Origin of the sequence: Streptomyces sp. NPDC090798, from assembly GCF_044768965.1 — a bacterium.
Classification (GTDB): domain Bacteria; phylum Actinomycetota; class Actinomycetes; order Streptomycetales; family Streptomycetaceae; genus Streptomyces.
Genome location: NZ_JBIVXA010000013.1, coordinates 77,500 through 90,598 on the forward strand (window position 1 = coordinate 77,500; position 13,099 = coordinate 90,598).

14 protein-coding genes are annotated in these 13,099 nt (G+C 72.8%); 5 read left to right on the forward strand and 9 right to left on the reverse strand.

Features of this window, described 5'->3' with window-relative positions:
* Window positions 1-3: 3 nt before the first annotated feature.
* The 4 genes from ACIQTP_RS27350 to ACIQTP_RS27365 all read right to left on the reverse strand — a co-directional run bounded on the left by ACIQTP_RS27350 (window position 4) and on the right by ACIQTP_RS27365 (window position 4,143).
* Window positions 4-591 carry a hypothetical protein gene (locus ACIQTP_RS27350; RefSeq protein ID WP_168492901.1) on the reverse strand — a complete coding sequence of 196 codons (588 nt, stop codon included), beginning with the start codon at window positions 589-591 and terminating at the stop codon, window positions 4-6.
* On the reverse strand, window positions 588-2,096 hold the full coding sequence (locus tag ACIQTP_RS27355; protein ID WP_403404307.1) for a PTS transporter subunit EIIC: 1,509 nt from the start codon (window positions 2,094-2,096) through the stop codon (window positions 588-590). The genes ACIQTP_RS27350 and ACIQTP_RS27355 overlap by 4 nt, the downstream gene beginning before the upstream one ends.
* Window positions 2,097-2,112: 16 nt before the next feature.
* On the reverse strand, window positions 2,113-3,063 hold the full coding sequence (gene murQ / locus ACIQTP_RS27360; RefSeq protein ID WP_403404310.1) for an N-acetylmuramic acid 6-phosphate etherase: 951 nt from the start codon (window positions 3,061-3,063) through the stop codon (window positions 2,113-2,115).
* A gap of 156 nt (window positions 3,064-3,219) precedes the next feature.
* Entirely contained in the window at window positions 3,220-4,143 is a 924-nt protein-coding gene (locus ACIQTP_RS27365) for a MurR/RpiR family transcriptional regulator (RefSeq protein ID WP_403404313.1), read from the reverse strand.
* A 55-nt stretch (window positions 4,144-4,198) separates the two neighbouring features.
* Here ACIQTP_RS27365 and ACIQTP_RS27370 point away from each other — a divergent pair, with 55 nt between their 5' ends.
* Both ACIQTP_RS27370 and ACIQTP_RS27375 read left to right on the forward strand, forming a co-directional pair.
* Window positions 4,199-4,594, forward strand: coding sequence for a hypothetical protein (locus tag ACIQTP_RS27370; protein WP_099921988.1), 396 nt, complete (start codon window positions 4,199-4,201; stop codon window positions 4,592-4,594).
* Window positions 4,591-4,857, forward strand: a complete 267-nt coding sequence (locus ACIQTP_RS27375; protein ID WP_403404316.1) for a DUF4031 domain-containing protein — start codon at window positions 4,591-4,593, stop codon at window positions 4,855-4,857. Before ACIQTP_RS27370 ends, ACIQTP_RS27375 begins: the two co-directional genes overlap by 4 nt.
* A 33-nt stretch (window positions 4,858-4,890) precedes the next feature.
* Here ACIQTP_RS27375 and ACIQTP_RS27380 read toward each other — a convergent pair whose 3' ends face one another.
* The 3 genes from ACIQTP_RS27380 to ACIQTP_RS27390 are packed head-to-tail and all read right to left on the reverse strand — an operon-like array spanning window position 4,891 to window position 7,957.
* Window positions 4,891-5,994, reverse strand: coding sequence for a GNAT family N-acetyltransferase (locus ACIQTP_RS27380; RefSeq protein WP_403404319.1), 1,104 nt, complete (start codon window positions 5,992-5,994; stop codon window positions 4,891-4,893).
* A 20-nt stretch (window positions 5,995-6,014) separates the two neighbouring features.
* Window positions 6,015-7,244 carry a Cmx/CmrA family chloramphenicol efflux MFS transporter gene (locus tag ACIQTP_RS27385; RefSeq protein WP_403404640.1) on the reverse strand — a complete coding sequence of 410 codons (1,230 nt, stop codon included), beginning with the start codon at window positions 7,242-7,244 and terminating at the stop codon, window positions 6,015-6,017.
* A 29-nt stretch (window positions 7,245-7,273) separates the two neighbouring features.
* On the reverse strand, window positions 7,274-7,957 hold the full coding sequence (locus tag ACIQTP_RS27390) for a hypothetical protein (protein ID WP_403404322.1): 684 nt from the start codon (window positions 7,955-7,957) through the stop codon (window positions 7,274-7,276).
* Between the two features lie 46 nt (window positions 7,958-8,003).
* On the opposite strand from ACIQTP_RS27390, the gene ACIQTP_RS27395 reads away from it, so the two are divergent.
* Window positions 8,004-8,678: a maleylpyruvate isomerase family mycothiol-dependent enzyme gene (locus ACIQTP_RS27395; RefSeq protein ID WP_403404324.1), complete on the forward strand. Its 675-nt coding sequence runs from the start codon at window positions 8,004-8,006 to the stop codon at window positions 8,676-8,678.
* A 781-nt stretch (window positions 8,679-9,459) separates the two neighbouring features.
* Entirely contained in the window at window positions 9,460-10,164 is a 705-nt protein-coding gene (locus ACIQTP_RS27400) for a copper homeostasis protein CutC (protein ID WP_403404327.1), read from the forward strand.
* Between the two features lie 34 nt (window positions 10,165-10,198).
* On the opposite strand, the gene ACIQTP_RS27405 is transcribed toward ACIQTP_RS27400, so the two are convergent.
* Entirely contained in the window at window positions 10,199-10,528 is a 330-nt protein-coding gene (locus ACIQTP_RS27405) for a hypothetical protein (RefSeq protein WP_403404330.1), read from the reverse strand.
* Between ACIQTP_RS27405 and ACIQTP_RS27410 the strand changes: the two genes are divergently transcribed.
* The gene (locus ACIQTP_RS27410; protein ID WP_403404333.1) at window positions 10,527-10,808 is read left to right on the forward strand and encodes an ArsR/SmtB family transcription factor; all 282 of its coding nucleotides are present in this window, start codon (window positions 10,527-10,529) and stop codon (window positions 10,806-10,808) included. The two genes, ACIQTP_RS27405 and ACIQTP_RS27410, sit on opposite strands and share 2 nt — an antisense overlap.
* Here the strand turns inward: ACIQTP_RS27410 and ACIQTP_RS27415 are convergent.
* The gene (locus tag ACIQTP_RS27415) at window positions 10,805-12,769 is read right to left on the reverse strand and encodes a HelD family protein (RefSeq protein WP_403404643.1); all 1,965 of its coding nucleotides are present in this window, start codon (window positions 12,767-12,769) and stop codon (window positions 10,805-10,807) included. The genes ACIQTP_RS27410 and ACIQTP_RS27415 overlap by 4 nt on opposite strands.
* Window positions 12,770-13,099 lie beyond the last annotated feature (330 nt).

The following is a 13,099-nucleotide window of genomic DNA, read 5'->3' on the forward strand; positions in this document are numbered from 1 at the left end:
CGGCTACAGGTTGCCCATCGGTTCGATGTCCACCTTCACCGGGGTGCCCCAGATGCGCAGCACCTCGTAGTCCGTGAACTCGTGGACCAGGCGGTAGGCCATGCCGGGACGCGGGGTGCGGCGCTCCGCGGCGAGATACCGCTCCGCCTCGACGCGGTCGCGGCGCGGGGTCCCGCACAGCTGCCACGCCTGCCCGGTCCATACCTCCGGCAGCCAGCGCTGCTGGGGCTGGGGGCGGTCGGCCCGCACGCCGTACCGGGACATCGTGCGCTCGGGTGCCTCGTCGGCGCCGCTGGGGCGGCCCTGCGGGAAGGCGTCGTTGACCTCGGTGCGGCGGGCGGTGCGCCGCCGGGTCTCGCAGAGCAGACAGAGGTCGACGGCGCCCTCGTCCACCGGGCCATTGGGGTGCTCGGCGCAGCGCGTCGTGGGCACCGCCGTCGTCACCGTCTCCTCCAGCAGGTCAAGCGCCCGCTTCAGGTCGGCCTTCACCTCGTGCAGCTTCGCGTCGGGCGTGTCGGCGTTCAGCGCGTCGCCGTGCTCGCCGAGCACGCGCAGGGCGCGGCCGAGAGCGGTCAGCTGTGCGTGGTTCACGGTGGTGGATTCCCTCCCGGTTCGGTGTCCTGCCCCTCCTTCGAAGAATCGCACACGCCACTGACAGCGCCCCCGCCTCCGACAGCCCCCACACCCCCGACCGTCCTCCCGAGGCCGAAGAAGTACGTCGCCGCGAACCCCACCACATACCCCGTCAGCAGGCCGCCCGCGTAGATCGCCGCCGTCAGGGCCAGTCCGCCCGTGCCCTTGAGCAGGGGGAACAGCGCCCAGCCCGAGGGGCCGATCGCCGTGGAGCCGATCTTGTCGCCGAGCATCGAGAAGAAGCCGACGAAGGCGCCGCCCGCCGCCCCGCCCGCGCAGGCGGTGACGAAGGGGCGGCCGAGGGGGAGCGAGACGCCGTAGATCAGGGGTTCGCCGACGCCCAAAAGGCCCGCGGGCAGCGCCGACCTGATCGTCGTACGGAGGGACTGGTCGTGGTGGAGGCGGACGTAGACCGCGAGGGCCGCGCCGACCTGCCCGGCGCCCGCCATCGCCAGGACGGGGAGCAGGACCGTGTAGCCCTGCTGCTGGATGAGGGTGGTGTGGAGCGGGATCAGGGCCTGGTGAAGGCCCAGCATCACCAGGGGGAGGAACAGGCCGCCCAGGACCAGGCCCGCGAAGACGCCCGTGTGGTCGAGGAGCCAGTTCGCGCCCGTCCCGATGGCCGTGGCCAGCTCGCCTGCCGTGTACATCAGGGCGTAGAGCGTCACCAGGCCCGTGAACAGGACGGTGAGGGTGGGGGTGACGAGGACGTCGAGGGCTTCGGGGACCCGGCGGTGGCACCACTTCTCTACGTACGTTCCCAGGAGCGCGGCGGCCAGTGCGCCGAGTACCCCGCCCTGGCCCGGCGCCAGGGTCATGCCGAAGACCGTCACCTTCGCGACCCCCGCGTACACGACGATCGCCGCCACCGCCCCGCCCAGGACCGGGGTGCCGCCGAACTCCTTCGCCGTGTTGTGGCCGACGAAGACCGCGATCAGGGCCATGAAGCCGGAGGCGATCGCGGCGAGGGCGGGGGTGAGGGAGGGGAGCCACCCCAGATTGACCAGCAGGCCGCCCAGGCCCGCGATGACTCCGCAGCCGATCAGGGCGGGGATCAGGGGGACGAAGATGTTCGCGATCCGGCGGAGGAGGAGTTTGAGGGGGGTGGCGTTGCGCTCTTGCCGGGCCGCCTTCCACTCGGCGCCCCGTGCGGCCAGCGCGTCGGCCGTGCCGGTGACCGGCGCACCGGCCGTGCCGGCGACGAGTGCCTCGAACTCGGGGGTCACCCGCGCGACCGCGCCCGGTCCCAGGACGATCTGGTAGCTGTCGTCGTCCGCGACCACGCCGAGTACGGCGGGCAGGGACCTGAGAGCGTCCTCGCGTACGAGCGTCCCATCCCGCAGGCCCAGGCGCAGGCGGGTCATGCAGTGGGCGACGGAGGCGACGTTCGCGGCGCCGCCGACCAGGGGGAGGATCGCGGCGGCCGTGGCGGCATGGGGGGTGAGGTCGTTCGTTGTGCGCACTCCACGAGGGTGCTGGTCAGCCCGTCGATGCCGCGAGTGCCGCGCGCAGATGGCCGTCGCTCTCCTCCAGAAGGCGGGCCGCGGTGGGCCCGTCCACCCCACCGAGGATGGTGAGGATGGCGTTCTTCACCTCGCCGTCGGTGGCCGCGAGGGCGCGTTCGATCTCCTCGTCCGAGGCGCCGGTCGCGAGGGCGACGATACGGCGGGAGCGGGCCCGCAGCTTCTCGTTCGAGGCGCGGACGTCGACCATCAGGTTCCCGTACGTCTTGCCGAGACGGATCATCGTGATCGTCGAGAGCATGTTCAGGACGAGCTTCTGCGCCGTGCCCGCCTTGAGGCGGGTCGAGCCGGTCAGCAGCTCGGGCCCGACGACGATCTCGATGCCGTGCTCGGCCGCGGCGGCCAGCGCGCTGTGCGCGTTGCAGGACAGGCCGATCGTCAACGCGCCGCGCGCGCGGGCGTGTTCGACCGCGCCGACGGCGTACGGGGTGCGGCCGGAGGCGGAGACGCCGACCACCGTGTCGTCGGGGGTCAGGGAGAGCTCCTTCAGGTCGGCCTCGGCGAGCTCCTTGGAGTCCTCGGCGCCCTCGACCGAGGTGACCATGGCGCCCGGGCCGCCCGCGATCAGGCCCACGACCTCGGAGGGGTCGGTGTTGAAGGTGGGCGGGCACTCGGAGGCGTCCAGCACCCCGAGGCGGCCCGCGGTGCCCGCGCCCGCGTAGATCAGCCGGCCGCCGCGGGACATGCGCTCGGCGACGGCGTCGATCGCGGCGGCGATACGGGGCAGCTGGGTCGCGACGGCCGTCGGCACGGTCGCGTCCTCGGCGTTCATGATCTTCGCGATCTCCAGCGTCGACAGCCGGTCGATCTGGGACAGCTCAGGACGGAACGCCTCAGTGGTCAACGTCTCCAACTCGGCCCGCAGGGAGTGGTGGTTGGAGGAGGCGTCGGCGGTGGAAAAGGTCATGACGAACGGCTCTTTCCAGTGCTGGGTGGTGAAGGCGCGCCCCTTGGGGGGCGCGGGGCTGCGAACATATGCGGCTCCGCCGCGTGGGCGCGACCAGCCACAACGGGCCCGCAGAGTGACGACGGCATCCAGTTCTCACAGGCTCCCAGCGGAGCGTTACCGCATACGTCCCCGAGGACTGTGGCGGTGCGCCAGCGCCTCGTACGACGCGGACAACGCCGGCGCCGCCGTCTCGTACGTCCACTGGGCGACCCCCACGAACAGACAGTCCACCACCAGCAACTGGCTGGTGCGCGACGACATCGCCGCAGGCCGCAGCTCGCTCTCGCGGGCCGTGGACGTGGTGAGTATGTGGTCGGCGTACTGCGTGACGGGCCCGTCTGGGCGGCCGGTGATCGCGACCGTCGTCGCCCCGCGTTCGAAGGCGACCCGCAGCGGCTCGATGACGTCGCCCGTCGAGCCGGAGTGGGTGATCGCTATCGCCACGTCCTTGGCCCGCAGCTGCACCGCGTTGGTGACGGCGAGGTGCGGATCGCTGTGCGGGTGGGCTATGAGTCCGATGCGCAGCAGCTTCTGGGCCAGGTCCTGGGCGACAAGCCCGGACGCGCCGACGCCGTAGATGTCGATCCGGCGGGCGGCGGCGAGCGCGGTGACGGCCGCGCCCAGCTGGACCGTGTCGAGCCCCGCCGCGGTGTCGGCGAGGGTCTGCTGCTCGTCGTACGCGAGTTTCGCGACGACGTCCGCGATGGGGTCGTCGACCGCGATGTCCGCGGTGACGGCCGGGGCGCGGCCCGACTGCTGCTGGGCGGCGAGGCCGGCGAGCGCGAGGCGCAGGTCCCGATAGCCGGGGTAGCCCAGCAGGCGGGCGGTGCGCACGACCGTGGCCTCGCTGGTGCCGGTGAGTTCGGCGAGGCCGGTGACCGTGAGGGCCGCGCAGCCGGCCGGGTCGCCGGCGACGGCCTCGGCGACCCGTTGCATGGAACGGGTCATCGACGGGGCGAGCGTGCGGACCTTGGCCGCGAGGGCGGCGGGAGCGGGCGGAGCCTCACCGGCGAAAATTTCCTTCACGTCTGGGGTCACTTGTGAAAGATATTTTCTGCTGGGGTATGCGGTCAAGGGTGCGCACAATGGGTGCATGGACCCCACCAGCCATCCCGTTAGCCCCTTGGAGCAGGCGTTGCACGCGGCCCGCGCCCTCGTTCTCGCCGATCTCGTCGCGGGTGAGGTCGCCGAGGCGGATGTCGTCTCGCTCGTCGAGGACTCGGTGGTGCAGCGCCGATGGTGGGTCGAACAGTGGCCGGAGGGCGTCGGCTATGTGGCCGGGCTCGTCGCCCAGGACGTCCAGGACGCGCTGCTGGAGCGGTACGGGCGGTGGCCGCTGTGCCCGGTCTGCGGCTCGGGCGACCCGCACGCCCTCGACGTCGAGCCGGAGCTCGGGCCCGACCCGCACTGGGTCTGCCACAAGGCGGGCGTGAAGGTCGCGTCCGTGGGGTGCCTGGGGTCGGCGACCGGCGAGACGCCGTCCTCGTGACCGTCTACATCGACCCGCCCACCTGGCCGGGGCACGGGCGGCTCTGGTCCCACCTGGTCAGCGACGTCTCGTACGAGGAACTGCACCTGTTCGCCACGGACTTGGGCGTACCTCCGCGCGCCTTCGAGCGCGATCACTACGACCTTCCCTCCCACCGGTACGCGGACGCCGTGCGCGCCGGGGCGGTGGAGGTCAGCAGCCGCGAGGTGGTGCGGCTGCTGTACGGAGCGGGGCTGCGCCGGCGCAAGTACGTCAACCGGTAGCAGGGCCGGTCGGCCCGCCCCGCTGGGCAGAGGTCAGTCCGTACGGGCGTACACCCGCAGCGACGGATCCAGCGCGCGCAGCTCGTACGCGTACTTCTCCTCGTCCTCGCTCACCCGAGTGAACCCGGCGCGCGCGATGACCCGCTGGGAGGGAGCGTTGGTCCGCTCTATGGCCGCGAAGAGGATGTCGAGCTCGTCGCCGGCGAGGGCCCAGGCGGCCAGGGCGCGCAGGGCCTCGGTCGCGTAGCCGTGGCCGCGGGCGTTCTCGGCGAGGTCGTAGCCGACTTCCGCGCGGCCGTCCTCGTCGGGGGCGCCGTGGAAGCCCATCGCGCCGACCGCCCGGCCGTCCTCGCTCCGTACGAGCACGAACATGCCCCACTCCGGGCGGTGCACCCCGCTCTCGTACGCCTTCATGACCATGCCGGCGGCGTCCCGCGTGCCGTCGAACGGGCCGCCCTCGATCCACTCGAAGCCACCGGTGCCACCCGCGCGCAGATCGGCGGCGGCCGCCGGGCTGACTCCTTGGAGCGTGAGCCGTTCGGCCTCGATCACCAGGTTGTTGCTCCAGCGCCACTCGGTGAGCGGGGCGCGGCCGGGCAGGTCGCCGCGGCCGGTCGCCCACAGGAGGGTGGGCCATGGGTCGGACCCCGGCCTGACGTGCGGAAAGATCCGGGAGAGTACGTCCGCGCAGAGCTCGGTCGGCGGCTCGTAGGCGATCCCAAGGCCCTGCGCGATGTCATGCGTGTGCAGCAGCACCTCGGTGACACCCATCGCGGCGAAGCCCTCGCGGTTCGCGCTGAGGAACGGGTACGGGTGGAAGGCGCGCACCTCGCGCGGCGCGGTGCGCACGGCGGCTGCGAGCAGGGCGCCGGTCGTCTCGATCACGTCGACGACGCCCGCGTTGTCGGTGCCGTCGTCCAGGGTGATCCCGAAGGGCACGTACGCCGTGCTGGCCCGCCCCGCCAACTGCCCCGCGTACGCGAGGAGATCGTCCGCGATGTGCTCGGCGGTCCTGCGGCAACTCCACTCGAGACGGCCCGCCCCGACCCCGTCCCAGTCCCGCCCTGCCACCGCCCGCAGCAGCGCGACGGCGCCGGCGACGGCTTCCTCCACCTGGTCCCCACCCATGGATCGCATGCGGCTGAGGATAGGCGCGGTCAGACGTCGTTACGTACTGGATTGTTGGTCCTGTCGGCGTTCTCGGCCTTCTTGTTCATGGACACCACCACACGGGAGGCCCGGGTACGGCGCTGGAGGCGCAGCGAGACCGCGGCCACCCCCAGGCCCGTCACCGTGATGGCAGCGCCCGCCCAGGCCGTCGCCGCGTAGCCGAGACCCGCGTCGATGACCGTGCCGCCGACCCAGGGGCCGCCGGTGTTGCCGAGGTTGAAGGCGGCCGTGGTGGTGGCACCGGCCAGGGTGGGGGCGGCCCCGGCGACGTCGAAGAGCCGGGCGTTGAGCGCCGGGGCGGTGAAGAAGCAGGTGACGCCGAGGAGGAAGGAAAGAGCCACGGCCGCGATCGCGTACTGCCCCAGGAGCGCGAGCGCCACGAGGACGGTGGTCGAGGCCGCGGTACCGGAGAGGAGCACCCCGAAGAGGTGCGCGTCGGCGACCCGCCCGCCGATCGTCGTACCGATCAGCGCCCCGACCCCGAAGAGCGCGAGCACGCTCGGCACCCAGCCGTCGTCGAGCCCGGCGACATCCGTGAGCAGCGGCGAGAGATAGCTGAACGTGCAGAAGACCCCGCCCGCGGCGAGCATCACGAGAGCGACGGTGAGCCAGACCTGCGCGTCACGGTAGATGGTGACCTCCCGCCTGAGCTGCGGCTTCTCGTCGGGGAGCGGGATACGGGGGATGAGGGTGACGACTCCGGCCAGGGCGATCGCGGAGGCCGTGCCGACGGCCCAGAACGCGGACCGCCAGCCGAGGTGCTCGCCGAGGAAGGCACCGGCCGGGACCCCGAGCACGTTCGCGATCGACAGCCCGCCGATCATCACCGCGAGCGCGCGGGCCCGGGACGTCACCGGGACCATCGCGACCGCCACCGCCGCGCCCACCGCCCAGAAGCCCGCACAGGCGAGGGCGCTGACGACCCGGGAGGCGAAGAGCACGGCGTACGTCGGCGCCAGCGCGCCGGCGATCTGGCCGAGGCCGAAGACGGCGATGAGTGAGACGAGGGTGGTACGGCGGGGGAGGCGGAGGGTGGCCACGGCGAGCAGTGGCGCGCCGACGACCATGCCTATGGCGAACGCCGATATGAGCAGACCCGCCTGCGGAATCGTGACACCCATGTCGTCGGCGATGGGCGGCAGGAGCCCCGACAGCATGAACTCGCTGGTCCCGAGGGCGAAGACGGAGAGGGCGAGGATGTAGACGGCGAGGGGCATGCGGGGGCCGGACGGCGGACTGGGGCGGGTCACTTGGCGGCCTTCCGGGGTGGGTTGGGTGAGTCCGGGGTGGGTCCGGTGAGGTGGGCGAGCTCGCGCCGGATGTTCTCCCGGGCCCGCTCCTCCCACTCCCGTGTTCCGTGTGGCGTTCTGAACAGCCTTGGCAGGTCGAGGAGTTGGCGCAGTACGGTGGCCCGGCCCGCCCGGAACGCCTCGTCCGGGACGAAGGCGTACTCCTCGCGGACGGCGGCGGTGTAGGCGGCGTAGGTGTCCGGGGGCGAGGCGAGGATCGCCAGGTCGGCGTCGCAGAGGACCTGGCCGTTGCGGTCGTCGTCGGTCGGAGCGTGGCTGACGGTGAGCCGGACGAGACGACCGACCTCGGTTGTTTCGTCTTTCCTCACCCCGGCCTCGGGGAGGGCGCGTTCGGCGAGGCGGGCGGAGCGTTCCTCGTTCTCGGAGCGGTCGGGGAGGTAGACGGCGTCGTGGAACCAGGCGGCGAGGCGGACGAGGGCGGGGTCGTCCGCGTACTCCTCCAGTACGTCGATGTGGTCGAGGACCGCGGTGAGGTGCGCGACGGTGTGGTAGCGGCGCTGTGGTTCCTGCCAGCGGGTGAGGAGGTTGTCCGCGTACGGGGCCGGGTCGGGGCCGCCGGGGGAGCGGGCGCCGTCGAGGGCGTGGGACCAGCGGGTGCGCAGCGCGTCGAGGTCGGGCATGCGTCGATTCTCCCGCTCGGGCTTCGCCGGCCCTAGCGTGGAGGGCATGACGACTTCTGCTGACGTGTACGAGGCGAGGGACCCCGGGCTGCCGGGGCGGCTGCTGACCGTGGAGCGAGACGTGCTGATACCGCTGCTGCGGGGCCGGCCGGGGGCGGACTTCGGGCTGCCGACCGCGTGTCCTGGGTGGACCGTGCGGGATGTGCTCGCGCACTGCGGGGCCGCGCTGACCCGGGTGGTGGAGAGCCGGTTCGAGGAGGGGGTGTTCTCGCCCGAGGCGAACGACCGTGACATCGCCGAGCGGGCCGGCTGGTCCGTGGGGGAGATCGTGGACGAGCTGGAGCGGGGGATGAATGAGGCGGGGGTGGTCATCGCCGAGGCGGGTGGGGTGCTGGATGGGGTCGCGCTCGGGGAGTGGGTGCATGCGGGGGATGTGCGTGAGGCGTTCGGGGAGCCGGGGGCGTATGCGGGGGCGGGGCTTCCCTATGCGTTGACCTTGCTCGCGCGCGTCAGCCGCGAGAGGGGGCATGTTCCTGTGCACGCCGACCTCGATGATCTGGACGAGCCGTTGCGGTTGGGGGGCGCGGCGGGGGACCGGCCGCCGGCCCGTTACATCGGCGACGCCCCGACGCTGATTCGGCTGTATGCCGGACGTCCTGTTTCCGGCACGGGGTACGAGTTGGCCGGGGCGGCCGAGCGAGACCTGAACATCTTCGGCTGACGTGTCGGGACGGCAGCCCCCCAGCCGTTCCTCGCCCCCGCCGCCCCTACCCGTCCCATCCCCAGGGGCTCCGCCCCTTCGACCCCGAACCCCGCGGGGCTCCGCCCCTGCACCCCACCGGGGGCTGCCGCCCCCCGGCCCCCCGCATCGCCCTGAACGACCTCGTCCTCAACCGCCGGACGGGCTGAGGGGGTGCGGCCGGGGTGGGTGGGGTTCGGCCCCCGGCCTGGTCCTCAGGCGTCGGACGGGCTGAAGGGTGCGGGCGGGGGTGGGTGGGGTGTGGCCCCCGGGATCAGGGGTCCCTCGGACGCCGGGCCGGGCGGATGTTTTCCGGGGCGCGGGGAACTGCGCGCCCAGCGCCCGCCGTCCCGCAGTCGAAGCACTCCGCGCGGACGGGGATCGGGGCGGAGCCCCGTCTGGGGGCGCGGGGAACTGCGCGCCCAGCCCCCACCGCGCCGCAGTCGAAGCACTCCGCGCGGACGGGGATCGGGGCGGAGCCCCGTCTGGGGGCGCGGGGAACTGCGCGTCCAGCCCCCACCGCGCCGCAGTCGAAGCACTCCGCGCGGACGGGGATCGGGGCGGAGCCCCGTCTGGGGGCGCGGGGAACTGCGCGTCCAGCGCCCGCCCACCCGCAGGTGAACGGATCCGAGTGGACGGGGCATCGGGGCGGAGCCCCGACTTTGTGCCCTCGGTAAAGGGCGAGGCCTTCTCGCGGTGGTCGGTGGGCCCGGCGTACGCTGGGATTGGACTAGACCTGTAGCCGCCCAGAGGAAGAGGTCCCATGAGCGAGCGCAAGCGTGCAGTTCTGGAGGTGATCGCCCTCGGCGTGGAGGACGCGGTCGCCGCCCAGGCCGGAGGCGCCGACCGGCTGGAGTTGGTCACCGACATGGCCGCCGACGGGCTCACCCCGGCGGTGGAGACCTTCGTCGGGATCCGCGCCGCCGTCGACATCTCGCTGCGCGTGATGCTGAGGCGCGCGGACGGCTTCGCGGCGGGCGGCGCCAAGGGCGTCGACGCGCTCGTACGGATCGCGGGGGAGATGCGGGCCGCCGGAGCGGACGAGTTCGTGCTCGGGTTCCTCGACGAGCACGGCGGCCCCGACCTGTCCGCCGTGGAGCGGATCGTCGCCGAACTGGACGGCTGCCCCTGGACGTTCCACCGCGCGATCGACCGCGCCGCCGACCGCGACTCCCTGCGCAAGCAGCTCGCGGACCTGCCGGGCCTGGACGCGTACCTCACGGCGGGTTCCCCGGACGGTGTGGACGACGGTTTCCCGACCCTCCTCGCCGAGGCCACCCGCCGCACCGAACCCGGTTACGAGCCCCGGATCATGGTGGGCGGCGGGCTGCGTCTCGATCATGTTCCCCGGCTGAGGGCCGCGGGGATCGACGCCTTCCACATCGGCGGGGCGGCCCGGCCCGGCGGGTGGCACGGCCCGGTGGCGGTGGCGGCCGTACGGGAGTGGCGGCAGGCCCTGGACGCGTAGCGGACGAGGCCGGGCGGCCGGGCCTTCCCGACTGTCACGGCAGCGCGCGCTTGAGCTGTGGTGGGCCTTGGTGCGCACCCTCGGAGGCCGCCCGTGGTGTCCGTGTCGTGATCGTCGCCACCGCCGTCGCCACGGTCATCAGCCCCGCCCCCACCAGCAGGAACCAGCGGTCCCCGAACAGCGTGATCGCCAGGCTGCCGGTGCCGCCCGCCGCCGCCACGCCCAGGTAGAGCGCGCTGCTGTTGAGGGAGACCAGGACCGGCGCGTTCGGCGGGTCGAGTGAGGCGAGGCGGGTGATCAGGGCCACCGCGATGGCCCAGCCGACGAGCGGGGTGAGCGCGGAGGCCGCGAGCGCCGTCGGCATGGTGCGCAGGGTCCAGGGTGAGGCGGCCGCGAGCACCACGTACGCCGCGCTGCCCCACACGATCACCGTCCGCGGGCCCCACTGGTCCACCAGCCGTCCGCCCGCCGACGAACATCTGCACAAGTCGACGGTCTCGCACCACATGCGGATCATGCGTGAGGCCGGGCTCACCTCGACGCGGGCCGTCGGCCGCAACCGTTTCGTACGGCTGCGCCGCGACGACCTCGACGCCCGGTTCCCCGGCCTCCTGGACGCGCTGCTGAAGTCCCTTCCTGACTAAGTCAGTTGCTCCGGCAGCGGCGCCGCGTGGGTGACGAGCAGGCCCGACACCGCTCGGGTCAGGGCCACGTACAGGCGCCGCAGGCCGGTGCGTTCGTCCGGTTCGCCGTCCACCACGGCTTGCGGCTCGTCCAAGACGACATAGTCGTACTCCAGCCCTTTCGCGAGTGAGGCCGGAACCAGGGTGAGGCGGGTCTGTGCCGTCGTCTCCTCGCCGGGGCCCAGGTATGTCAGGCCCGCCGCCGACAGTGCCTCGGCGAGCGCCGGGATCCGGGCGTCGGCGGCGATGAGACCGATCGAACCCTCATTGCGCAGCAACTCCTCGCAGGCGCTCACGACCTGCTCGTCGGCGGTCGTCGGCCGCACCTCGAAGAAGCCCGGGTTCTCACGGACCGACGCCACCGGGGTCAGGCCCGGCGCGATGTGCGGCAGCAGTCGGGAGGCATAGGCGATGACGTCGGTGGGGACGCGGAAACCGGCGGTCAGCTCCTCGATCACCGCCTCCCCCTTGCCGAGGTGGGCGAGCGCCTCGTCCCAACTCCGCGTCGCCCAGGGGGTCGTGCCCTGGGCGAGATCGCCGAGCACGGTCGCCGAACCCGTCGTGCAGCGCCGCCCCACCGCCCGGTACTGCATCGGCGACAGATCCTGCGCCTCGTCGAGGACGACATGGCCGAGTGAGTGGGTGCGCTGGACGAGATCGGTGGCCTCGTCGATCAGGACGGCGTCGGCGGCCGACCACTTGGCCGACTTCACCGACCGCACCGGCCTCGGCCAGAGGATCTCCTTCCGCTCGTCCTCGCCGAGGAGCCCCTCCGCGTGGACGGCGAGGAAGTCGGCGTCGGTGAGCAGCCGCAGGACCAGTTTGGCGGGGTCGACCGGCGGCCAGATCGCCTTGACGGCCGCCTTCACCGCGGTGTTGCGGGCCACGGCGTCCTGCACCCGGTCGTCCGGCGCCTCGCCCGAGCGCTCCATCTGGACCAGCACGGCGTGCGCGATCCGCTGCGGAAGGGCCTCGCGGGCGGCGCCGTACCGGATGTCGCGGTCCAGCAACTCCGCGACGATCGTCTCGAGTTCGTACGCCGGGACGCGCCAGCGCCGCGAGCCGCGCACGACCACGACGCCCTCGGTCGGGAGCGTCACATGCGAGCGGACGGCCCGGCGCAGCACCTCGGCCATCCGGGCGTCGCCCTTGACGACGGCGGCGGTCGCGTCGTCCGTTCCGCGTACCTCCACATGCGCGACGAGGTCGTCGACCGTCGCCTGCTTGACCTCGAGCTCGCCCAGCGCGGGCAGCACCTGCTCGATGTAGTGCAGGAAGGACTTGTTCGGCCCGATGACCAGGGTGCCGGTGCGGGCCAGCCGCTCCCGGTGGGCGTAGAGGAGGTAGGCGACGCGGTGCAGGCCGACGGCCGTCTTCCCGGTGCCGGGGCCGCCCTGCACACACACGGAGCCCGCGAGACCCGACCGTACGATCTCGTCCTGCTCCGGCTGGATGGTCGCCACGATGTCCCGCATCGGGCCGACGCGCGGGCGCTCGATCTCCTGCTGGAGCAGCTTGCTGGTCCCCGCGGCCTCGGAGGGGTCGGACAGGTGCTCGTCCTCGTACGCCGTGAGGTCGCCGGCGGTGTACCCGAAGCGGCGGCGCAGTCCGACGTCCATCGGGTCCTTCTTGGAGGCCCGGTAGAACGGCTGCGACACCGGCGCGCGCCAGTCGATGACCATCGGGTCGCCCTCGGCGTCGTGCACATGTCGGCGCCCGATGTAGAAACGCTCCCCCTCCGCGCCCTCCGCCTTGTCGGCGCCGGGCGCGTGCAGATAGTCGAGGCGGCCGAAGAACAGCGGGGTGTGGCTGAGGTCGGCGAGGGCCTTGATCCGCTCGTCGATCTGGTGCTGGAGGACCGCGGCGTTCACCCAGTTCGCGGTGACGTCCCGGATGTCGAGGTTCTCCACGTCCTCGCGCATCGCGCGCAGTGCCGCGCGGGACTCGCCGAGGTGGGCGCGCTCGCGGGAGAGGGGGTCGTGGGCGGGTGGGGTGGACAACGTGGTGCCTCCGGAAGACCTGCTGCGTGTGAGTGGGTACGGCGGTCGAGCCGTTGGATGCTGTCCGGTTTCCGGCCGGGCGGCGGCACTCCGTCGAGGGAGGCGGGCAAGAGCGGAGATTCTAGGTCAGGGGAGGAGGTCCGGGCCAACCCTTTTTCGCGGATCGCTCGCGGATCGCTCGCGGCGTCATGCGCGGCATCAGGGATGCGACCCCCATATCTCTAGGGGTCGCCGTCCGTCGTGAGGCGTACA